The organism is Paenibacillus sp. J31P13, from assembly GCF_056269295.1.
Map to the genome: position 1 here is coordinate 192994 of NZ_JBWDNR010000004.1, position 22660 is coordinate 215653.

At 42.3% G+C, this 22660-nt stretch carries 25 protein-coding genes; 4 read left to right on the forward strand and 21 right to left on the reverse strand.

What is annotated here, in order from left to right:
* Positions 1-106: 106 nt before the first annotated feature.
* From AC0YOD_RS15220 to AC0YOD_RS15245, 6 genes are all read right to left on the reverse strand, one after another.
* A complete protein-coding gene (locus tag AC0YOD_RS15220) occupies positions 107-1378 on the reverse strand; it encodes a phospholipid carrier-dependent glycosyltransferase (protein WP_475800171.1) in 1272 nt (423 codons plus the stop codon).
* A gap of 47 nt (positions 1379-1425) precedes the next feature.
* Positions 1426-1770, reverse strand: coding sequence for an EamA family transporter (locus AC0YOD_RS15225; protein WP_475800172.1), 345 nt, complete (start codon positions 1768-1770; stop codon positions 1426-1428).
* Positions 1770-2120 carry a DUF2304 domain-containing protein gene (locus tag AC0YOD_RS15230; RefSeq protein WP_475800173.1) on the reverse strand — a complete coding sequence of 117 codons (351 nt, stop codon included), beginning with the start codon at positions 2118-2120 and terminating at the stop codon, positions 1770-1772. The genes AC0YOD_RS15225 and AC0YOD_RS15230 overlap by 1 nt, the downstream gene beginning before the upstream one ends.
* An 83-nt stretch (positions 2121-2203) precedes the next feature.
* Positions 2204-2980, reverse strand: a complete 777-nt coding sequence (locus tag AC0YOD_RS15235; RefSeq protein WP_475800174.1) for a glycosyltransferase family 2 protein — start codon at positions 2978-2980, stop codon at positions 2204-2206.
* A gap of 282 nt (positions 2981-3262) precedes the next feature.
* Positions 3263-3574, reverse strand: coding sequence for a thioredoxin (gene trxA / locus AC0YOD_RS15240; RefSeq protein ID WP_475800175.1), 312 nt, complete (start codon positions 3572-3574; stop codon positions 3263-3265).
* A gap of 70 nt (positions 3575-3644) precedes the next feature.
* Positions 3645-4064 (reverse strand): RrF2 family transcriptional regulator, encoded by a 420-nt coding sequence (locus tag AC0YOD_RS15245; protein WP_475800176.1) that lies wholly within the window; start codon positions 4062-4064, stop codon positions 3645-3647.
* A gap of 425 nt (positions 4065-4489) precedes the next feature.
* Between AC0YOD_RS15245 and AC0YOD_RS15250 the strand changes: the two genes are divergently transcribed.
* Entirely contained in the window at positions 4490-4699 is a 210-nt protein-coding gene (locus AC0YOD_RS15250) for a hypothetical protein (RefSeq protein WP_475800177.1), read from the forward strand.
* A gap of 81 nt (positions 4700-4780) precedes the next feature.
* On the opposite strand, the gene AC0YOD_RS15255 is transcribed toward AC0YOD_RS15250, so the two are convergent.
* The 15 genes from AC0YOD_RS15255 to AC0YOD_RS15325 form a co-directional block, all read right to left on the reverse strand.
* A complete protein-coding gene (locus tag AC0YOD_RS15255) occupies positions 4781-5104 on the reverse strand; it encodes a DMT family transporter (protein WP_475800178.1) in 324 nt (107 codons plus the stop codon).
* A gap of 1 nt (position 5105) precedes the next feature.
* Positions 5106-5498, reverse strand: coding sequence for a DMT family transporter (locus tag AC0YOD_RS15260; RefSeq protein ID WP_475800179.1), 393 nt, complete (start codon positions 5496-5498; stop codon positions 5106-5108).
* A gap of 6 nt (positions 5499-5504) precedes the next feature.
* Positions 5505-6113: a TetR/AcrR family transcriptional regulator gene (locus AC0YOD_RS15265; protein ID WP_475800180.1), complete on the reverse strand. Its 609-nt coding sequence runs from the start codon at positions 6111-6113 to the stop codon at positions 5505-5507.
* 144 nt (positions 6114-6257) lie between these two features.
* Positions 6258-6686: a hypothetical protein gene (locus AC0YOD_RS15270; RefSeq protein ID WP_475800181.1), complete on the reverse strand. Its 429-nt coding sequence runs from the start codon at positions 6684-6686 to the stop codon at positions 6258-6260.
* Positions 6686-7747, reverse strand: a complete 1062-nt coding sequence (gene hisC, locus AC0YOD_RS15275; protein ID WP_475800182.1) for a histidinol-phosphate transaminase — start codon at positions 7745-7747, stop codon at positions 6686-6688. Before hisC ends, AC0YOD_RS15270 begins: the two co-directional genes overlap by 1 nt.
* Before the next feature lie 40 nt (positions 7748-7787).
* Positions 7788-8237, reverse strand: coding sequence for a VanZ family protein (locus tag AC0YOD_RS15280; RefSeq protein WP_475800183.1), 450 nt, complete (start codon positions 8235-8237; stop codon positions 7788-7790).
* Between the two features lie 33 nt (positions 8238-8270).
* Positions 8271-8984 (reverse strand): metallophosphoesterase, encoded by a 714-nt coding sequence (locus AC0YOD_RS15285; protein ID WP_475800184.1) that lies wholly within the window; start codon positions 8982-8984, stop codon positions 8271-8273.
* Complete coding sequence (locus AC0YOD_RS15290; RefSeq protein WP_475800542.1) at positions 8981-9481, reverse strand: N-acetyltransferase family protein; 501 nt, start codon at positions 9479-9481, stop codon at positions 8981-8983. Before AC0YOD_RS15290 ends, AC0YOD_RS15285 begins: the two co-directional genes overlap by 4 nt.
* Positions 9482-9628: 147 nt before the next feature.
* Entirely contained in the window at positions 9629-11302 is a 1674-nt protein-coding gene (locus AC0YOD_RS15295; protein WP_475800185.1) for a glutamine--tRNA ligase/YqeY domain fusion protein, read from the reverse strand.
* An 81-nt stretch (positions 11303-11383) separates the two neighbouring features.
* Positions 11384-12745, reverse strand: coding sequence for a sodium-dependent transporter (locus AC0YOD_RS15300; RefSeq protein ID WP_475800186.1), 1362 nt, complete (start codon positions 12743-12745; stop codon positions 11384-11386).
* A gap of 281 nt (positions 12746-13026) precedes the next feature.
* Complete coding sequence (locus AC0YOD_RS15305) at positions 13027-13428, reverse strand: hypothetical protein (protein ID WP_475800187.1); 402 nt, start codon at positions 13426-13428, stop codon at positions 13027-13029.
* A gap of 1189 nt (positions 13429-14617) precedes the next feature.
* Entirely contained in the window at positions 14618-15163 is a 546-nt protein-coding gene (locus AC0YOD_RS15310; RefSeq protein WP_475800188.1) for a glutathione peroxidase, read from the reverse strand.
* 198 nt (positions 15164-15361) lie between these two features.
* Positions 15362-15844 (reverse strand): CcdC family protein, encoded by a 483-nt coding sequence (locus tag AC0YOD_RS15315; protein ID WP_475800189.1) that lies wholly within the window; start codon positions 15842-15844, stop codon positions 15362-15364.
* A gap of 97 nt (positions 15845-15941) precedes the next feature.
* A complete protein-coding gene (locus AC0YOD_RS15320) occupies positions 15942-17558 on the reverse strand; it encodes a helix-turn-helix domain-containing protein (RefSeq protein ID WP_475800190.1) in 1617 nt (538 codons plus the stop codon).
* Positions 17539-19467, reverse strand: coding sequence for a cache domain-containing sensor histidine kinase (locus AC0YOD_RS15325; protein ID WP_475800191.1), 1929 nt, complete (start codon positions 19465-19467; stop codon positions 17539-17541). The genes AC0YOD_RS15320 and AC0YOD_RS15325 overlap by 20 nt, the downstream gene beginning before the upstream one ends.
* Before the next feature lie 132 nt (positions 19468-19599).
* Between AC0YOD_RS15325 and AC0YOD_RS15330 the strand changes: the two genes are divergently transcribed.
* From AC0YOD_RS15330 to AC0YOD_RS15340, 3 genes are read left to right on the forward strand one after another with little or no spacing between them, the layout of a single operon-like run.
* A complete protein-coding gene (locus tag AC0YOD_RS15330) occupies positions 19600-20481 on the forward strand; it encodes a carbohydrate ABC transporter permease (RefSeq protein WP_475800192.1) in 882 nt (293 codons plus the stop codon).
* Positions 20481-21314 carry a carbohydrate ABC transporter permease gene (locus AC0YOD_RS15335; protein WP_475800193.1) on the forward strand — a complete coding sequence of 278 codons (834 nt, stop codon included), beginning with the start codon at positions 20481-20483 and terminating at the stop codon, positions 21312-21314. Before AC0YOD_RS15330 ends, AC0YOD_RS15335 begins: the two co-directional genes overlap by 1 nt.
* Before the next feature lie 60 nt (positions 21315-21374).
* Positions 21375-22658 (forward strand): ABC transporter substrate-binding protein, encoded by a 1284-nt coding sequence (locus AC0YOD_RS15340; protein ID WP_475800194.1) that lies wholly within the window; start codon positions 21375-21377, stop codon positions 22656-22658.
* The last annotated feature ends 2 nt before the right edge of the window (positions 22659-22660 follow it).

Below are 22660 nucleotides of genomic sequence, written 5' to 3' on the forward strand. Positions count from 1 at the left end.
CTTCATCTGTATCACTTAATCAGTATCACTCCATCTACATCACACCTACAAAAGAAGACCACCCTGCAATTGCAGGATGGTCTCCTTTTAAATTCAAAAACAGCGGCTACGCCGAAGCTCTCTTGCCTTTTACGAGCGTACCTATTTTTTGCAAAATGTACATACCGAACCATGTCGATAAAATGATAAATAACGGCATCACCGTAAAGTTATATCGATATTCCGGTACGAACATAAGCCTTATCAGCGTCATTATTAAGATGACAACTGCAAGCATCGTAGCCGGTTGCCGCCAGCGCCAGAGGAGCGCCAGGAACGGAATGATACTGCCATAAATAATCGCAATATGCAAATATGCCACATTAGGATATGCATGATAAATAGGGGAATGCCCCGAACCAAAGAACATATGCGTATATGTATATTTGAGCTTACCTACGGTATACCATTTCACATACTTCCAGGTTTGCTGTGTGAAGCCTGCTTTAATGCGTGCCCAGGCATACTCATTTTGGGACATGCCATTTTGCTCTACAATTTTATCTGTATAATCTTTATTAGGGAATGTACCAGCCTTGAAAGGATTGGATTGTGATGCAGTCACTACAAATTCATTCAATGATACAATATTTCGAATCCACCATGGCATCATCGTTGCTGATACACACAGACCCGTAATAACACCCAATAAAGCTACTTTTTTGAAAATAGCGAGTTTGGATTGATTTGGAGCTGATCTTTGACGATCACTGCTTTTCTTATACCACTGTTGCAATAGAAATACACCATAAAGTGGTACAAACAGCGGCAAAAATTCCGCTCTGACTAAAACAGTAATTCCTAAAAGCAAGCCGGCGTAAGCTGCATCTCGCTTTCTTTGCGTTTTGAATGCGTACAATTGCATAGAAAGATAAGCCATTAATAAGAACAAAGCCAACGTTTCTGTTAGAATTGCTCCATTTGACCAAATAAAAGGATGATAAATCGCACTGATAAAGTACGCAATAATAGCTACCCATTTACTTCTCGTTGCTTGCAAAGCAATCATATAAATTAGGATTAGTGTAGCTAAGCTAATGAGAACCTGTACCCAGCGTATAAGTGGAAAAGGCTCGACTCCGATTTGATCCGCTACCAAATACAGCCCTGTCATAAACAGAGGGTAACCAGGCGTTACTCTGGCATTGGGTACTTCTTCTTTGTATGCATAGATTCCTTCATCAAGAAGACGGTGTACCATTTCATTATAATAAATCGTATCGTGAGATACCGTATGCTTAACTGAAGTTAAGAAATCAGCCCTAAGCCAACTTGCAAGTATAAAAATGAGGACGACTGCAATCGTCCAAGTTTTATTTTTCTTTACCCATTCTACCACGTTCCAAATCCTCCTCATTTTTTACAAGCATGCAGCCGAGCTAACAACTATTTCCAAGCAAGTACGATAACGCCAACTAAAATAATAGCTGCGCCAACCCACCGTTGCATCGGTACCGTTTCATGGAAAATAAGCACGGCTGCAACCAATGCAATGACATAAGCCATACTCTGCAAGGGATAAGCTAAGCTTAGCGGAAGCTTCTTAAGCACATATAGCCATAAGACGGTTGCAATTCCGTACAACACAAGCCCAGACCAAATATGGGGTGACCATAAAAGCGAAACCCAAGAATCTCCTTTAGCTGTATCAAGCTTGTTCATTCCTGCTTTCCATAACAGCTGACCTGAAACAAGCAACAAGATATTAAATAATAATACGATATAAGGCATTAGGAATTAGACCTCTTCCGTTCTTGTTCATGCAATTCATGATGTAATATGCCAAGCTCTTGCGTAAGGCGAATGACCTTTTCTGACAATTTGGATACAATAACCGTAAGATGCAGGATAAGCATGATACAGAATAAAATACCGACTAAAAATAGAAGTGCTGGCGCATATGCGATACCGATAGCATGTGCCAGAGAGTCGATTATTTGAACTCGTACTGACAAGATAAGCATTACGACACCAAATAATAGCCAAAGCATGGAATACTGCTCGCGCAGCAATCTCCGATTGATAAGCATAATAAGAACGAATAGAAAAACGACACTTGTGATAATCCACAAGGCTTGCATGGTGTATCCTCCTTCAGGTTTGCGAAGAAAAAATCCCTTCGAAAGCGGCAGCTTCGTTTTGAAAATCAAAACATTTCGTACGATTAGGCTTCAACAGGCTTAGTTGCTTTGAGACTGCGAATGAATAATGCCAGTGTAACCTTAATCATATAATACACAGAACGCATCGCATTTATTGATGATTTCCCACCTGTACGTGCTTCCATAATAACAGCAACTTCACTTGTCCGTAATCCGCTGCGATGAATCAATACGATGGAATCCACTTCTGGATAGTCTGTCGCATAATCACTTTGAAATACTGCAATTGCACGTTTGTTCGCAGCGCGGAATCCAGATGTTACATCCAGCACACGCTTGTGCGTCATAGCCGTTACAATTGTAGATAAAATTTTAATGCCGGCTCTTCTTGAAGCCGATGACAGGAATCCGGTTTGTTCAATAAATCTAGAACCGATCGCAAGATCTGCTTTACCGCTTAGGACAGGCTCTAAAATAAGATGAAGCTGTTCTGCTTTATGTTGGCCATCTCCGTCAACTTGCACAGCAACATCATAGCCATAACGATGAGCATAGCGATACCCCGTTTGCATAGCACCGCCAATTCCCAGGTTAGTGGGAAGCGTGATGACTGAAGCTCCGCTGGCTTCTGCCACTTCTCTTGTACGATCCTTAGAACCATCATTTATAACCAAAATATGAGCAGACGGACAATGCGTCTTAACATCATGTATAACATGGCTTATGCTGTGCTCTTCGTTATAAGCTGGAATAATAATTAATATTTTAGCAGACGTAACATCTTTCCGCAGGGACTCACCTGATGCTGTATCGTCCTTTTTTGTAATGACTGCGTTCACTCCATCACCACTCCATAAATCATAATTTGTACAACTTGCTGTGTACTTTTATATCAATTCTACTAACTCCACTAGTATAAAGCAACAGAAAAGGTTCGTATTAGCGCTTAAGATTTCCTTAACTTTCGCTTAAATAGCCTCTTTTTATGCAAAACAATTACTTCCTTTTATACCAATAATATTTACTAGATAGAAGATTATTCAGAAAAAAAATATCGCCTGGGTTCAGCTTTAAACTGATTCCAGACGATATTTAGACGTATTTCATTATAAGAAAGTTTCTTATTGTTGACCAGAGATTTTTGATTTCAAAGCATCTTTGCTTTGTACGCCAACCATTTTATCAACCGGTTGACCATCTTTGAACAAGATGAGTGTTGGGATACTCATAACGCCAAATTGCGAAGCAAGCTCAGGCTGCTCGTCAACGTTGATTTTCGCGATTACCGCTTGGCCCTCAAGTTCAGTTGACAACTCCTCAATGATTGGAAGCTGCATTTTGCAAGGTCCGCACCAAGGTGCCCAGAAATCTACAAGAGAAACGCCGTTTTTAATGCTTTCGTTAAAGTTTTCTTTAGTCAAAGCTACTGCCATTTCAATCATCCTCTCTAATCCATGTTTATGATTAAGGAAATACCCGTATCACCGTGCATTGAAACATTTGCTAGCTACAGGCGTGAATTTGATTAAGAACATCCTCAATCGTTATCGCGCTAAAATGACTTTCGAGCTGCTTCTCCGCTGTACAAAAAATACCGAACATTACTTGATTCATATTCGATCCTACGACACAATCCATTTCTGGATTGCCGGAGCACCAGCTTGGAATAAGCGAGCCTTGCGCCATCACACGATAAATATCAGCGAGTGTAACCGCGCCTGGTTCAATCGTCAGCCTGTAGCCGCCTCCTGAGCCTTCACGCGTATCAACATATCCACCACGACGTAAACCGCTCATCACTTTCCGAACGCGTGCAGAATGTGTGCCTACATTCTCAGCAATCATATCGCTGCTCGCCATTCTTTCCGGTAAATAAGCCAAGTATACGAGACTGTGTACCGCAATTGTAAATTCACTGTTCACTGTGAACGGGCCTCCCTGCTTTGTACTGTAATCTTAAACGTTACAGTTACTTTTGTCAATAGCCAGGTTGTCAAAACCCGTATTTCACCTATATAGCATGTGCAGGCACCCAGCTCTTATTCTCAGCTAAATGTTGGGGCAAAAGAAGCTGCATTTTAGGCTCTATTGGGAACCATTCAAAACCGCATCTGGTTGAATAACTATTTTTTATGAACACAGTCATCTTGAAGCGCTTTCCCTGAATAGATATGAAAGGTGATCTCGCTTTCGAAGAGATCTGCTTCGCAAAACGAAGCAATGCATTCGGAGTGGGTTTGCTTCGCAAAACGAGGTGGTGGCATACGAAGCGAGTTTTGCTTCGCAAAACTAAGCACAAGCTTTCGAAGCGAGTTTTGCTTCGCAAAACTTTAAGGAGGTGACGTAAAATGGCATGGTTTTGGAGCAGTTGGGTTTCACTTCGAACAGAAGGCGGCTCTAGATCAGAAATTATTGATCGTCTACAAGCACATTTAAAAGCTAACGGACTGAAAAGCAAAATTACGACAGAAGGCAATTCCTTAAAACGAATTCATGTTTTAAAGAAAGACGTTGACCAAGCAAAGGCGCTTCTGACCGCTTTTGACGAGGATCACTAATGCTGGCTCAAACGTTCAAAGAAAATCTTAGCTGGCAACGGCAGCCATATAGCAGCCGTTGCCTTTGTTATTTTTCGCTGACTAGTGACCACCGCTGACAACCTTTAAGCCAATGACTCCAATAATAATCAACGACAAAAAAAACATTTTACCCCAATTCCGTGATTCTCCGAATATGATCATGCCCAGCACAACGCTGCCAACTGATCCAATACCCGTCCAGATACCGTACGCCGTACTTATCGGAATGGTTAGAAGCGCCTTAGATAAGAAGAAAAAGCTGACAAAACCGGCAGCCACTGCCCCCACTGTGCCCTTCCACTTTTTAAACCCATCTGACATTTTCATAAATGTAACGCCTGCTACTTCACCGAAGCCAGATATAATTAAAAAAACCCAAGCCATATTAGGAACCTACTTTCTCATGGTCAGATTTACCTGCGATGTCTGCAGTCATATTCGATTGGACCTCCGCAGTCTTCTCCTTGGAGACGAGCTTCAAGCCAACAATCCCCACTACTAATACTGAGATGAAAAACAATCTCCAAAAATCAGCCGGCTCATTGAGCCAAATCATCCCTGCGATAACCGTACCTGCTGTTCCCATTCCAGTAAACATGGCATAAGCTACGCCGATTTCAATGCTGCGCATCGCCTTTGCAAATAACATAAAGCTTATAATAAGCAGCACAATTGTAATTAAACTAGGAACCAATACAGTGAAGCCCTCAGAATATTTAAGTCCAAGTGTCCAACCAACCTCCAAGAAGCCAGCAAGCACCAAAAAAATCCACGGCATAATAATTCAATCCTCTCTCGCTGTCATCGTCCAGATCTGCCATAAGGACAGCCAATTCAGTTGTTTTCTCTTATTGAAGAGTTTCTCTTCATATAAATTATTTTCTACAAGCAATCCATCCACGACTACAAAGAAAGTTGCAATCATTCTCTCCTCATCCTGCTCACCAAATACACCTGATGATACACCTTTGCGCCATACCTGTGCTATGCCTTCTGCCAGCTCAACCTCATATTCCAAAAAGTCTTTTCGCAGTTGATCCCTCAGATGACGCGGCGGAACTAAAATGGTTCGCTTCAAAAAAGCCTGACCTGTAGACATATGACTAAGATTTGTGAAAAAATCAAATAATCGATAGACCTGATGCTCAATTTTTTCATTTCTCATTTCCTGAAGGAGCTCTCTGTATTGTCCTCTTTCCTCCGAGATCACATCCTCAATCAGTTGCAGGAATATTTGCTCCTTAGATTCAAAGTGGGCATATAGAGATGGTGTCTTAATACCAACCTCTTTCGCTATTTGTGATAAGGACGCGCCTTCATAGCCTGATTCCGTAAACATCGTTAAAGCAGCCATCTTAATTCGGTCTGCTGTAGAAGGTACTGTTCCCATCATATTTCACCTCCATGATGATTGGTCCAACGTTACCTAACGATCGTTAGTTAATCATCGAATTGTAATATCTTTTTTTTAAAAAGTCAATAAAAAAAGCCGCCCTCAAGGCGACTGCCTTAAAGACTGCTTCTTTTCCATTCCTATTTATTTCGAACTCAGCCTCTTCTTCAGCATCAAGCTCGCATTAATGATCATTCCTAAAGCAATGCCCAATACCAGTACAATAACATTCAAAATAAAATAATAAACGAGCAGAAGCTCGAAGTTTTGATAATCATTGGACATGGGCAGCACTTTATTCAGCAAGAAGCCAAGCAGAACAACAAATGGTATCCAGAAAAGTGGAATAAAGGTTGGAAAATACCAATGCCGATTCCGAAACAGCCTCACAATGGGGATCGCGTATCCAATAATTAGAATCATGCAAATCATATAACTCCATTTAACGATCTCACTGTTAAAATAGGCAGAATACATTAAGACATTCGCAATAATGGCGAATATCACGCTTAGCAAAAGCACTGATCGCATAGACCGTTTGATCAACAGCTGCTCATCCGATGCTTTCTCCATTATTCGCCTACGATTTCCTTGACGGCCCCAATAAATGCGTCCATTTCTTCATCCGTTCCAATACTGACCCGCAAATATTCGTCTATGCGAGGTTGATCAAAATAGCGGACCAGTACGCCCTTTTCACGAAGCTGCTGAAAAATCAATTTTGCTGAAATGGATGGATGTGAAATAAATACGAAATTCGCCTTGGAATCGGTCACCCTGAAGCCTAATGAAATCAGTTGATCGCTAACTCGCTCTCTAGTTGCCACAACCATTGCAGTCGATTGCTTGAAATAAGCATCATCTTGGATTGAAGCTACAGCGCCCTTAAGGGCAAGACGATCGAGTGTATAAGAGTTGAATGAGTTTTTGATACGGTTAAGACCATCAATCAGTTCCTCGCTTCCAAAAGCAAACCCCACTCTCAAGCCAGCTAATGAGCGTGATTTGGAGAGCGTCTGTATAACCAATAAATTAGGATAGCTTTCAACGAGCTGAACTGCTGATTCTCCACCGAAATCAATATACGCCTCATCAATAATGACAACTACGTCCGGATTATTTTCTAAAAGTGTCCGGATTTCTTGAAGGGATATCAATTGTGCCGTCGGAGCATTGGGATTAGGAATAATGATGCCTCCGTTTGGCGATTGGAACTCATTAATTTGAACATTAAACCCTTCATCCAACGGAACAAGCTCTGTCTTCAGGCCGTATAGCTTCGCGTATACCTTATAGAAGCTATACGTAATATCAGGAAATAATATTTTTTTAGCCGGATCAAAAAATGCTGCAAAAGCGAAGGCCAAAATCTCATCAGATCCGTTGCCTACAAATACTTGCTTTGCTGGGACGCCATAATAGTCGGCAGCAGCTTGTATAAGATCCTCGCAGGTAGGATCAGGATATAGACGCAAATCAGCATTTGCCGCTTCCTTTATCGCTTCCACAACTTTAGGAGAAGGTGGGTATGGATTTTCATTCGTATTCAGCTTAATATACGTTTTGTCTTTGGGCTGTTCACCCGGCACATACGGCACCAGGGAAGCTGCAAGCGGGCTCCAAAATTTACTCATTCGATGATCTTCCTTTCTTCAATCGCCTTTTAATAGCCATTCATTTTTTTGAACGACGGAAAACAATTCTGGTTATTACTAGTCCAAGTAAGGCACCAAACGTATTAAGAATAATATCATCAATGTCAAAGCTGCCCACTCTCGTTAGCATTTGCGTTAGCTCGACAGCTGTTATAAGCAAAATAGTTGTGAAAATTAGTTTCAGTATCCTTCTAAATGAAGTATGAAGCATAGGCAGGAAGAAACCGATTGGCATAAATAAGACGATATTGCCGAATAGGTTTTTGAACCAAATGTCAGAGTTGAAATGATGCCTTGAAAAAAGATACCCTTTGATCGTTTGGAAAGGAATGATGTTATACATGTATCCTTCTCCCCAATAACGCGGGCGCAGAAATAAGAGACCACCCATAATGATGATATACACCAGCATCATAGCTATTAGGAATAAATGGACAGGCAGGCTTTTGAAATAAGCATGTTTAAACATAAATAAAAACAGCACCTCTTTTTCACAAAACGATTACGGACGACTCGGTACGGCATAGGTTTTGAAGCTGCTTGGTCCGGTAATTTCCAGCCCATTGAGCTGGTGACCCGTTGCGCAGCCGCCGTCGATTCCAATTTTCCCTTGCCCAAACCAGATGCTCGGATTTCCTTGAATGTCTATCGTTTTGGTATGACCGAAGATGATCGTCTTTTTTACGGTAGTAGGTGTGCTGAGAAAAGGTTCTTTGATATAGAGAAAGTCTCTCTTTGGCTGCTCGCGCCAGTTTAAGTAGGTCGGATTAATTCCAGCATGCACGTAAATAAAATGCTCGTCTTCATGAAAATAAGGCAGCTCGTCCAAAAAAGTCATATGATGCATATAATGTTTATGAATATTGGCCTTAGCTCGCTCGATTATGCCCTCTAGCGCTCCTTGGCGAACACCGGCATAGCTCTCTGCTGTCTGTCTGCCGCCATGTCCTGAGAACTTAATCAACGCTTGCTCGCTTCGCTCCAGCATGACATCAACAAGCCGTTCATCATGATTGCCTTGAAGTGCTATGGCGCCATCCTTTTGAACGAGGCTTATGACTTGTTCCAGCACTTCCTTGCTCTTCGGACCGCGATCAACAAAATCACCGAGCAGCATAAGCTGGTCTTCACTCGGCCGATAGTTCATCAAGGAGAGCAGATCATTGAATGGTGTGTAGCAGCCATGAATATCACTTATTACTAGTGTACGCTTCATATATGTCTACCTGCAATGACTAGGTCTCTTTGAATGCCGTCAAGCTCCGCTACTTTAGGCAAATGACCCCATACTTCAAAGCCAAACTTCTTCAGAAGCGCTAGACTTGGCTCGTTATGACCAAAAACAAAGCCGAGTAACGTGGTTACACCTAGACGCGGGCAATCATTAATCGCTTTCTCCAGCAATACCTTTCCGATTCCTCGCGAACGATATTCCTCTGCAATGTATATACTGATTTCCGCTGTCGCGTTATACGCTGGTCTGCCGTAAAAGGATTGAAAACTAAACCATGCTGCAATCTCCCCATTTACTCGCAATACCCATAGCGGCCGATGATTGGGTGAATGATCGTGGAACCAATCAGCCTTGCTCTCAACTGTAGCCGGCTCTAAATCAGCAGTCACCATTCTGCTTGGAACTGTTGAATTATAAATCTCAACAATGCGAGCTAGATCACTTAGCTCTGCATCAACAATTTCATACTGCTGATTGATCAAGTTCGCCACCTCATACTCGTACAATTTTTACAAATTATATCACTTCTATTATAAATGGAGCCAATAAATATTGTATCATTCAACCTGCAAATAGAAAAAAAGCCCGCCGAGCTTTAAAGGCTCGGCAGGCTTTTGCGTCTATGGTTATGCTTTCGACGGATCGAAAGAGCTTTTCAATGAAACGATACGATTGAACGCCAGCTTCTCTGCAGTCGTATCCTTCGGATCAACATTGAAGTATCCATGACGGAAAAATTGGAACTTATCGCCGCCTGTCGCATCCTTCATATTAGGCTCGACAAAGCCTTGAAGCACCTCCAGTGAATTCGGATTGATGCATTCTAGGAACGGCTTGCCTTCCTCTTCTGCTTCACTCGTAATCAGTGGCTCGAATAAACGGAATTCTGCAGCAACGGCTTGTGATGCCTCTACCCAGTGCAGAGTACCCTTCACTTTGCGCGCATTAAACCCTGATCCGCTCTTCGTCTCAGGATCATAGGTACAATGAAGCTCGATCACATTTCCGTCCGCGTCCTTAATGACATCCTCACACTTAATAAAGTAAGCATGTTTCAGACGCACCTCATTGCCAGGGAAGAGACGGAAATATTTATTTGGCGGGTTCTCCATAAAATCATCTTGTTCAATATAAATTTCACGTGAAAATGGAATTTGACGTATGCCCATTTCTTCGTTTTCTGCATTATTTTCAGCATCCAAAAGCTCGGTTTGACCTTCTGGATAGTTTGTAATGACAACTTTGAGGGGACGAAGAACAGCCATCGTACGAAGCGCCTTCAGTTTCAAATCCTCTCTAATAAAATGCTCTAGATTCCGTTCGTCGACGAGACTGTTGCTCTTTGAAACGCCAATCTCGCGGCAGAATGTACGTATCGCTTCAGGCGTGTAGCCTTTGCGGCGCAAACCGCTGATCGTAGGCATACGAGGATCATCCCAACCGTCAACAACTGCTTCGTCAACTAGCTGCTTTAGCTTCCGCTTGCTCATAACCGTGTTTGTTACGTTCAAACGTGCGAATTCGTATTGACGAGGCGTAGCTTCCATCTCGCATTCTGCAATTGCCCAGTCATATAGAGGACGGTGATCCTCAAACTCTAGCGTACAGATGGAATGTGTAACGCCCTCAATCGCATCACTGATCGGATGAGCATAATCGTACATCGGATAGATGCACCAAGCATCTCCTGTACGGTGATGATGCGTATGTGAGATGCGATACAAAACAGGATCGCGCAGCGTAATGTTTGGCGACGCCATATCGATTTTGGCACGAAGCACCTTTTCACCGTCTTTGAATTCCCCTGCCCGCATACGCGCAAATAAATCAAGGTTCTCCTCTACACTGCGGCTGCGGTATGGGCTTTCTTTGCCTGGCTCGGTCAAGGTGCCGCGATATTCGCGCATTTGCTCGGCTGTCAGGTCACAGACATAAGCTTTGCCTTTTTTTATAAGCAGTACAGCTCGATTATAAAGCTCTTCGAAATAGTCTGACGCAAAGCGCAGGTCGTCCCATTCAAAGCCGAGCCAACGTACGTCCTCTTGAATAGATTCTACGTATTCTGTGTCTTCCTTAAGAGGGTTCGTATCATCAAAACGAAGATTTGTTTTCCCTTTGAATTCATCTGCCAATTCAAAGTTTAAGCAAATCGATTTGGCATGCCCAATATGCAAATAACCGTTCGGTTCAGGCGGAAAGCGAGTTATAACTTCCTGCACATTCCCGCTCTTCAAATCTTCGGTAACAATGCTTTTAATAAAATTCGAGGATGAGGACTTGTTTTCTACTGTGTTCTCCACTCGCGACCAACCTTTCCACTGAAAATATTTATCCTATTATAATACACAATATTGCCTAAAAATATAAGACAGGGATTCTCTCTACATTTTGATGATTCCCGCTGAGTAGAGAAATACAAGAAGGACAAGGATCGGTGCGATAAAACGCAGCATAAACAGCCAAACTTGAAGCCACCAAGAGGTTAAGCCTGATTCCTTAGCAGCGCCTTTCCAAGCGTATCCCACAAATATAGTGACAACTAATCCGCCTACAGGAAGTACGATGTTAGAGCATACAAAGTCCATCCAGTCAAAAAACGATTTGCCCCCGAAGGTTAGCCAAGGCACTTTATTCCCTAAAGACAGTGCTGACGGTAATCCTATAAGGAAGCATAAGCTTCCAACAACAGTTACCGCTACTTTGCGACTCCAATTAAACGCCTCACGGACAAACGCGACTGGCACTTCGAGGAGCGATACCGTTGAAGTAAGTGCCGCAAATGCAAGTAATACGAAAAACAAACCTCCGAAAAATGAACCCAGCGGCATGGCTGAAAATGCAGCCGGCAAGGCAACAAATACAAGACCAGGGCCTTGCGCAGCTTCCAAGCCAAATACAAATGTTGTTGGGAATATAATCAGTCCTGCCAAAAACGCATAAATCAAATCGCCTCCGCCTACTGCAAGAGTGGCTAGACCAAGTGATTGTCTTTTATCGACATAGGCTCCATAAGTAAGCATGGTTCCCATCCCGAGAGATAGCGAGAAGAATGCATGCCCGAGAGCCACGAGTGCAGATTCCGCTGTTAGCTTGCTAAAGTCAGGCATCAAGAAAAAGGACACACCTTCCCCTGCGCCATCAAGCGACAATGCGCGTATAGCAAGAACAACAAGCAAGATCACGAGACCAGGGATAAGAACCTTATTGAACTTCTCTATACCTGCTGATACACCGCGCATGATTATAATGGTCGTTAACAGAATAACAAGGAACTGCCAGAACACAGGCATCCAGCTATTATTGAAGTTGGTGAATGTCGTCGCAAAATCATTATTCGCGAATAATTTGCCTGTAAAAGACAGCATCGCATAATGCATCGTCCAGCCAGCTACGATTGCATAAAAGGACAAGATGACAAAAGCGCCTAGAATCGTAATAAAACCGAAGCCGCCCCAAACCTTTTTCCCGCTAAGTCGGATAAGTGAGGTCGATGCATTTCCTCGTCCGCCTCTACCCACCGCTAATTCAGCAAGCAGCACTGGCAGTCCCACAATTATGAGACATATAACAAATAGCAAGAAAAAGGCTGCACCCCCATACTGACCTGTAATATATGGAAACTTCCACATATTACCTAGGCCAACTGCGCTGCCGATCGCCGCTAAAATAAACCCAGATGAAGAAAAGCGCTCTTTTACTCCCTTTCCTCCGCTTTTCAATACTGATCCTTCGTCTTTCTTCATGCACGGTTCACCTCATAATTATTGTGTTTACATCCCTGATGCCTCTTCTATGAAAGGTAGTATGACCATTCTAGAAAATATATCTGCATTCGTACATGTTAAACTTACAATCCCTTCAAATATGTGGATAACAGTAAATGTAAACTAATCCGTTAACATGTATTTTTATTCCAATGTATATACCCTGATAACGGTTGGATTAATCTTCCTACGTTAAAGTGGTCTTTCCATAGTTGTGGGGGAGTAGAGCTAATTTCTAGTTCTATTTGGGCGGGATTAGTTTATTTTCTTGATTTAGAGCTAGTTTTTAGCTCTATTTGCGCGGTTATGGCGCTATTGAGCTGAATCCCAGCGAATATATCGACTTTAGAGCTAATTTCTAGCTCTATTTCTGCTGAATTGGCTTGTTTTCTTGATTTAGAGCTAGTTTTTAGCTCTATTTGCTCGGTTATGGTGCTATCGAGCTGAATCCCAGCGAATATATCGACTTTAGAGCTAATTTCTAGCTCTATTTCTGCTGAATCGGCTTGTTTTCTTGATTTAGAGCTAGTTTTTAGCTCTATTGGAGTTGGGTTGGGTTGGGTTGGGTTGGGTTGGGTTGGGTTGGGTTGGGTTGGGTTGGGTTGGGTTGGGTTGGGTTGGGTTGGGTTGGGTTGGGTTGGGGAAGTAAGAACACTCAGCATGCTAATTCAAAGCATTTTAACTAATTCTGCCCCCATATAATTAGCTATTCACTTATTTAGGACAATGCGAAAAACTATCGGATAAGAGTGCCCTAAAGTTAATTCAGAGGTTAATTTTGGAGTTACTTTAGGAGGTACTTTAGCAGTTAATCCTTGAATGTTCACTTCAAACAACATATCTCATAGCACACTTCAACCTTCAACAATCCAAAACCCAGAAAAACCTATGAGTGCTCTTTATTTCCTCAGTAGTGAATACTATTACTTTTGCATATTTTGAATCCAAAATTTCGAAATAAACTACTTTATTAATAGATGCTGTTTAATAAATAATCCCTAATCTAAATAAGGGAAAATAGAGGAAACGACCTCTATCCACAACGCAAAATACGATAGACCTAAATTATATATTTTCACACTTTTTAAAATATAAAATTCTTAACTAACCACATTAACAGCTTGTTCATTATCCATAAAAAAATGGACAGAACGGCTATTCCGTTTCTGTCCATTTTCAACCTCCACTTACGAACTCATTTGAGAGTTGATCAGTGAATACTAGGCTTGCAAAAAGAGGGAGAGAGGCGTTTGAATTCAGCCTATCAAAGGCAACACCCAAGCAAGCTAACTGCCCAACTAGGAGACACTTTGAAGTAGCTGTAGCAGTAGAATAGATAGGCTAATTGTATGATGTTAAAGCACCTTCGCAATAGGAGAAATATGCAATAAGAGTGTTGATTCGTTACTTTGGCAGTAGAAGGGAAAAACTAATAGGGAGCTTTCCACTTCGGTAGTAGATGCATATAGAAGCGACATGCTGTCATATTGTGATTCAGTTGTTTTGGCAGCAAAATTATAATGCAAATAATAAGCTAATTTATTGCTTATTGATGCTAGCCACCGGTTATACATTGACCACACATGGTTCTACACCCAGCCAAACTAAAAAAGCTTGTCCCACCGAAGTACACATCAATCACTCACTTTACATACCGCCCTTAACCAGAAAGGTGCCGAACTCTTCAGAATAACCGAGTGAATTCAACAGCCTTCTCCATTCCACGTCAGCACAAAGAGCCTCTAAGTGTCAGCAACTCTCATATTTCCCCTCAAATCGTGTCAAATAGCCAGTAAATGGGCTTTTTGTCGCCGAAATCCCGCGTCTATTTCATTTTAAGGTGAGGGAGCACTAAAGCAAGCGCTCGATATCGGCCTTCATATTCAATGGTTCGTCCGTCGATTCGAAGCGGCTTACTACCTTCCCTTCGCGATCAACCAAAAACTTAGTGAAATTCCATTTTATAGAATCACCTTCCAGGAAATGAGGCAGCTTGGCCTCAAGGAAGGAATTCAGCATTTTACCGCTAGCCTCGTTCGTATCAAAACCTGCAAAAGGTACCTCTTTCGTTAAGTAGCTGAAAAGCGGATGAGCATCCTCATCTCTTACATTTGTTTTCGAGAACAACGGGAATGTAACACCATAGTTCAACTGGCAAAAGCTCTGTACATCAGAATTAGCTCCTGGCTCTTGCTCACCAAATTGATTGCTTGGAAACCCAAGAATTTCGAGACCCTGCTCTTTGTATTCCTCGTATAGTTTTTGCAAATCTGCGTATTGAGGTGTAAATCCGCATTTGCTAGCTGTGTTGACGATAATCAATACCTTACCTTTATATTGCTCCATGCTTACTTGTTCACCTTTAATGGTTTCTACATCATACGTATAAATACTCATTGATGATTGCCTCCTACGTCTCGAGTAAATTTTGATAAATTAAATTGCACGCAATACATAAGTAAAGAATATCATAACCAGCAAAAAGGTGTCAAATATCCTTTGTTCAACCCCCTTTCGCTGCTACATACAATAAAAGACGACTTCCCTTACGAGACTTATCGCCTCAAGGAAGTCGTCTATATAAAATTAATAAAATCACGCTTCTAAACTCCTCAACCTTAAATAATCACTGACCATAGCGAGTCGCCAAGGAATGATCATCCCGAAAGCAAGAAGATAAAAGATCGCGCCTGTTTGTGGAATAGACATATACTGCTCTACAATGCCATGCAAGAACAATCGAAGGGCAAACAAACTTATCATAATAAAAATAAAGGCTTTGGAACGCTTAACATAAATGTCTGAATTTACCCGCTCCAATCGCGTCGTTACGACCAATGGAAACGAGAAGATCAGCATACCCATTCCAAAGGCAGAAAGCCCCCACATCCACGGAATATGCATCATAGGAAAGGCAAACATGAGGAAGCCTGTTGCCATCCCAATTGGAGGAATTATTATTTTGCGCAAGGAGGTCGGTTGTTTTCCTGCACGCATCCGAAGCACAATAAGTGATAAGCCGGCTATTACCGAAACGACAACAGAGGCTGTTTGAATGAACGGTGTAGACAATTCCACCGTCTTCTACCCCCTTATTTTAGAAATACATTTATTTCTTTCATCGTACTGCAAAATTATACCTACTGCAAATAGGCAATTACAGGAATGATGCCTTCTATTCCAGCATTTTATTTCGATATGCTTTCGGTGAGACACCCTCAGCTTTTTTGAAAACCTTGCTAAAGTATTTCTCGTCATGAAATCCGACCATTTCAGCGATTTTTGCAATGCGCAAATTAGGATTAATCATAAGCTGCTTCGCCTTATCAATACGAATACTCGTAATATAATCGGAAATATTAATGCCATACTCCTGCTTAAACTTGCGAGATATATATTCACGACTGACAAAGAACCGCTTGGCGATATCCTGAAGAGAAAGCTCCGTCTCATAATGCTGCTCAATAAAGCTGGCGATATCACTCATTTTCGCCTTTTCCTGCACCTGTCGCTGAATCATAGCTTGAGAAAATTTCCGCAGCAGATTATAGGACCATTCACGCCAGTCCTGCAGCGATATTCCACTTGCATTTACATAGGGTGCATCTTGGACTAGCTCATCTTCATTCAATAGGTTACCGTTTTGAGAGGCTTGGCGACCAGGTGCTTCACGTAACAGCCTAACACAAAATAACAGCGTATCCTTCTTGTACTCTTCCAGCATATGCGGTGATATGAATCCAGATATGCGTGCTGCTTCAAGCCACTTATTAGATGCGATTGAAAGCAGCTCCCCATTTCCGCTGAGAAGCGCGACCTTCCACTCCTCTTCCAATTCAGAAAACATCATTGTTGGACCTATTTTCATTTCCTCGATGGAATGTATATAAACATGGGTCGCAAACGCATTTCTGCGCCATAAAGCCATTAACGCTTCTTCATACTGTCTTGGCATATCATTGGGAAATGCTCCACCCTCGCTCATTCCCATATGCATGCGCCGCTGTAGCGTTACAAACAACCCTTCATTAATGTCTTGTAAAATAGCAGGCAGCTGTTCCCCTTCATCCCACACCGCTATAATAATTTCCATTGGTGCGCCCCAATGCCGAAAAGCAACACCTTTCTGATTCGGCAGAAGAAATTCATTACATATGTTAATTATCGCAAAATGCAGCAGATCACTATCCCAAGCAAATCGCTCCATAAGCTGCCTATCGCTCGTATCCACTTGCAGCAAGGCAAGCCTTGCTGCTTTCGTTCCAATCGGTACAAGCCCTTCTGCCATCAATCTCCGAAGACTCCCATGTGCTGCAGCAGGCTCATCAATTAATCCCGTCAGCAGCTTCTCACCATACACCGGCTTGAATTCGTTCAGCTGTATGCTTTGTTGATAACGATCACTGCGTTCCCGTTCTTGCAGCTGCCATTGTGAGGCAGCTTTTGCGACCGCAGCATTAATGGCATCCGGCTCGATAGGCTTAAGCAAATAGTCAATCCCGCCATGTCTCACTGCCTCACGCACAAAATCATAATCGTCACGACCGCTAACTACAATAAACTTGACCGTTCCAGCGAACTCATTCAGCGCCCCCATTAGATCTACGCCGCTTCCCTCTGGCATCATCATATCCATAATGACAATAGCTGGCTTGTTCTTTCGCATTCGTTCTAAAGCATCATAGCCGCCATCGGACTCTTCAATTTCAGTAATACCATGTCTATCCCAATCCACAAGCAGCCTAACCGCTTTGCGAACGCGCGCTTCATCATCAACGATTAATACCTTCATCCTTTTTCCTTTCCGTCTCGACCGTCTCTGTAATTTTCTTCATCACCAGTGTTACACGCACGCCTCGTGGTAAAATATTTTCAATCTCGAGCTTCGCGCCATCGCCATAAATCATGAGCATCCGAGAGTGGACGTTATGAAGTCCTATTCTTGTTTCCGCACGATCCTGCTCTTGCTTCATAGAGTCATTTACATCGGACTTATTACCGTTTGCAGAAACAGCTGTCTTCAGCAATATATCCGCGGACAAGCCGATTCCTTGCCATTCCTTTGAATGCGACAAATGAGCGAGCTCTTGATGAAGCTGAGCTAATCGTTTCTCAGGTATTCCGATTCCGTTATTTTCAAGCACAACTTCATACCAGTCATCCTCACGCCAGCTCGCAGATAAAAGAAGTTGTCCATTCCCCGCTGATTTGTCCATCCCATGCTTAAAATAATTTTCTATGACAGGCTGTAAAATCATCTTAGGCATTTCTGCATCCAGCAAGCTCTCATTTATGTTCACATGATACTCAAAACAATTCTCATAGCGTTCCTTCTGAAGCTCCATATACGCATTCAAATGAGCAAGTTCATCGCGAAGTGTGATCATTTTTGTATCATTATCCATACTGTAACGCATCAGTCGAGCTAATGCTGATAATAAGGCATAAATACGCGGCACACCTAACTCAAGTGCCAATGTACCAATGATTTGAATCGTATTATTTAGAAAGTGTGGATTTATTTGTGCCTGCAGCGCTCGAAGTTGATTCGTTTTATTCGCCAGCTCCAGCTTATACTCTCGCAATATTAGATTATTAATTGTATCCATCATACTGCTAAATCGATTGACAATTAAACCTATCTCATCATTTCCTGCCGGCTTAATCGGTATATTCAAGTTGCCTGCTTGTACTTGATTCATGTAATGAACCAACTTCTTGATTGGAGCTGTTATTTTAAATGAAACAATAATCGTTGCTGTTACGATAACAATAAGAGACAGCGCTAGAATAAGCAGATTTATATTAACTGCTTGTTTGGCTTCTCTAATGAGGTAAGTTGTCGGTATTCGCTTAATAATGGTCCATCCCGCTATCGTTGTATGAACGCGTTCATACACATATAAAGCTCCATTTTTCTCAAAATGTCCGCTTTCGCTGCTGTCCTTCGCTAGCTCTTCCTCATACCAAGAAGCTTGAAGTTTCTTACCAAATAGCTGCTTGTCATCCCCATATACGACATAACCGTCATCATCCACAACGTATAAATTTTCTTCCTTTGGATCATAAAGCTGACCAACAATATCATTAAGGATAGATTGCTTAACATCGATAGACAAATAACCAAGCGTATCACTCGATGGAATCCGCTCAATACGACGATGAAGGGTAAACACCCACTCACTCGGTTGCTGAGGCTGTAAGGAGCTGTTGCCGTAAGTATGACTCATATGTGTGGATTGAAGCGATGTACTTCCTTCTTTCCCGACATACTTCTCCACATCAGAAAAAACATCCACGTCATTCATTCTCCTTGCTCCTGCCGCATTAGTCACAATCATCGCTTTTCTGCCCAGGCTTGCGAATAAGTAAACTTGATGCACGTTCGGGACTGATGATTTGATATATGACATCGAAGCAAAAACACGGCTGTCCGTTTGGAATTCGGGCAATCCCGATTGAAGCTCCCTATACATTTCAGCATCATTATATACGTTGAGCGAGCTGCGATTAATTTCATCCAGCACGGCAGTCAAGTTTCGTTGTCCTTGATAAAGCAGATTTTGTGTATCCTCCAGCGCTCTCTCCTTCATGGATTGAGATGTATAAAGATAGAAAACGACCATCGTGGTTACAATAGGTACAATTGTCGCAATCAACATAAAAATGATTAGCTTGGTGCGTATGCTTCTCCACTTCAATGAAGCCTTCCTCCGATCCCGATCAATATTTTGCACCTGACCGGTCACATCCGTCGGTGTTTAACATGTTGTCTGAATTGCATAATTAAAACATACAATAGTTTTCCTGTGAAAAGAAAGGGGAGTTCTTCTATGGGCAACAAGAGAATGTCCAGATGGTGGCCGCAATTAGTATTCGTAGGGCCAGTTACCATCTTTTTTCTACTAATTATGGTCATCCCGTTTCTTCTAGGCATGTACTACTCATTCACTGATTGGAACGGTGTCTCTGGAACAGTGAGTTGGGTCGGCTTTGATAATTTCAATCAAATCTTCACGAACGATCCGGATTTTTGGCGATCATTCTGGTTCACTATTCGCTTTACGGTTGTTGGTGTCATACTAACCAACTTGGTCGGGTTTTTCCTGGCTTACCTGCTTACGAAGAAGCTCAAAACGCGTAACATGCTGCGGACGATCTTCTTCATGCCGAACGTAATCGGCGGTTTGCTGCTCGGATTCATCTGGCAATTTATTTTCGTAAAAGGATTTTCCACTGTCGGTGATTTGACAGGCTGGTCCTTCTTTAATCTTCCTTGGCTTGGTGATGAAACGACCGGCTTCTGGGGTATCGTCATGGTATTCGTATGGCAATCCGCAGGTTATCTGATGGTTGTATACGTAGCTTCACTCTCAAATGTTTCTAAAGATGTGCTGGAAGCTGCTGAAATTGATGGTGCTACACGGATGCAAGTGCTTCGCAGCATTATTGTTCCACTTATCATGCCTGCTGTAACAGTTTGCTTATTCCTTGCCATCTCATGGTCGTTCAAAATGTTTGACTTGAACCTTTCCCTTACAAAAGGCGGACCATTCAAATCAACAGAATCTGTAGCCCTTAACATTTATGCAGAAGCTTTCCAAAATAACCGTTATGGCTTAGGAACAGCTAAATCACTACTATTCTTCTTCGTGGTTGCTATTATTACCATGATTCAAGTTCGTGTCACTAAAAGCAAGGAGGTTGAAGCTTAATGGAAACCAAAAAATATACCGGAAAGCTATTCATAACCGAAATCGTTATGATACTGATCGGCTTATTGTTTCTAGCTCCCTTCTACTTCCTGCTTGTTAACTCGGTCAAGCCCTTCGGCGAGATCATGTCCAACTCGGCTAGTTGGCCGGAAGTGTTCAAATGGGAAAACTACTCCCGCGCTTGGGAATTGACTAGATTCCCTGAAGCTTTTAAGAACTCTATGATCATTACCGTAGTAACGGTAGTCGTCACTGCACTCATTAGTGCAATGGGCTCTTATCGAATGGTGAGATCCAATACACGCTTCAATCGCATTTTGTTCATGCTTTTCGTAGCTGCAATGGTAATTCCTTTCCAATCGATCATGATACCGCTGCTTCAAGTCGTTAACTGGCTTGGTGTTAATAATAGCATGTATGGTCTGATCATGTGTTATTTGGGGCTCGGCGCTCCGCTTTCCTTGTTCCTTTTCCACGGTTTCATTAAATCGATTCCGCTGGAAATTGAAGAAGCAGCAACTGTTGATGGTTGTAACCCGGTCACTGTTTTCTTCCGTATCGTGCTTCCTCTATTGAAGCCGATGCTCATGACCGTTATTATATTGAACTGTTTGTGGGTCTGGAATGATTACTTGCTTCCTTCCCTTATCTTGCAAAAGCCAGAAATGCGGACTATTCCGCTCGCAACCTTCGCTTTCTTCGGTCAATACACGAAGCAGTGGGATCTTGCGCTTCCAGCGCTCGTTCTTGGTATTACACCAATCGTAGCATTCTTCTTACTGCTGCAGCGTTACATTGTTGAGGGAGTAGCGGCGGGTTCTGTTAAAGGCTAATGCTTTTATAAAAACTGGTCGTATCCATATAAAAAAATCTATCTAGGGGGAACTAGAATTATGAACAAAAAGTGGTCCATGCTATCGCTAAGTATCGTTCTTGCTATGAGTATCGTATTGTCTGCCTGCGGCAGCAATAACAACGCGGGCAACGAGCCGGCTAAAGGCAAAACGAAAACCGTTACTATTTTTCAATTTAAAACAGAAATTGTTGAAGGTCTAAACGAGTTGGCAGTTGAGTTCAATAAAGAGTACCCAGACATTAAACTAGACATTCAAACTGTAGGCGGCGGTGCTGACTACGGCGCTTCACTAAAAACAAAATTCGCAGCGGGCGATGCTCCTGATATTTTCTCCAACGGCGGTTACGCTGAAATGGAAATGTGGCTGGACAAGCTAGAAGACCTGTCTGATCAAGCTTGGGTTAAGGATCTTGTTCCTCTAGCTGCTGAGCCAATGACAAAAGACGGTAAAGTATACGGTATGGCCATGAACCTTGAAGGCTTCGGCTACATTTACAACAAAGATTTGTTTGCTAAAGCAGGCATTACTGAGCTTCCAAAAACATACTCCCAGCTTGAAGCAGCTGCTAAAAAGCTAAAAGAAGCAAACATCACACCTTTTGCTAATGCTTATCAAGAGTGGTGGTTGATTGGTAACCAAGGTATTAACCCTGCATTCGCACAACAACCTGATGTTGATGCATTTATCAAAGGTTTGAATGACGGTACAGCTACAATCAAAGACAATGAGAAGTTTGCTGAATGGGCTAAGCTTATGAAACTTACTGTTGATTATGGTAACAAAAACCCGCTTACAACCGACTACAACACGCAAGTATCGCTGTTTGCTAACGGTGAAGCAGCTATGATGCAAGAAGGTAACTGGGCACAAGTACAAATTGACAGCATTAACCCTGACATGAACATCGGCGTTCTGCCTATGCCGCTTGGCGAAGATGCAGCAGCTAATGACAAAATTAACGTTGGTATCCCGGCTAACCTTGTTATCAACAAAGATTCCGATGTAAAAGAAGAAGCTAAGATCTTCCTGAACTGGCTTGTAACTTCTGATATCGGTAAAGAATATATCGTTAAAAAATTCAAATTCATTCCTGCACTTTCAACAATCACAGCAACACCTGAAGATATGGGCGCAATTGGTACAGAAGTCTACAACTACGTACAAGCAGACAAAGTGCTAGGCCTTCAATCTTCGAAATATCCTGATGGCGTTACACAAGAATTCGCAAGCGTTATTCAACAATACATCGCAGGCAAAATCGATGCGACTGCTTGGCAGTCCGGCATGCAAGCTGCTTGGGACAAATTGAAAAAACAATAATG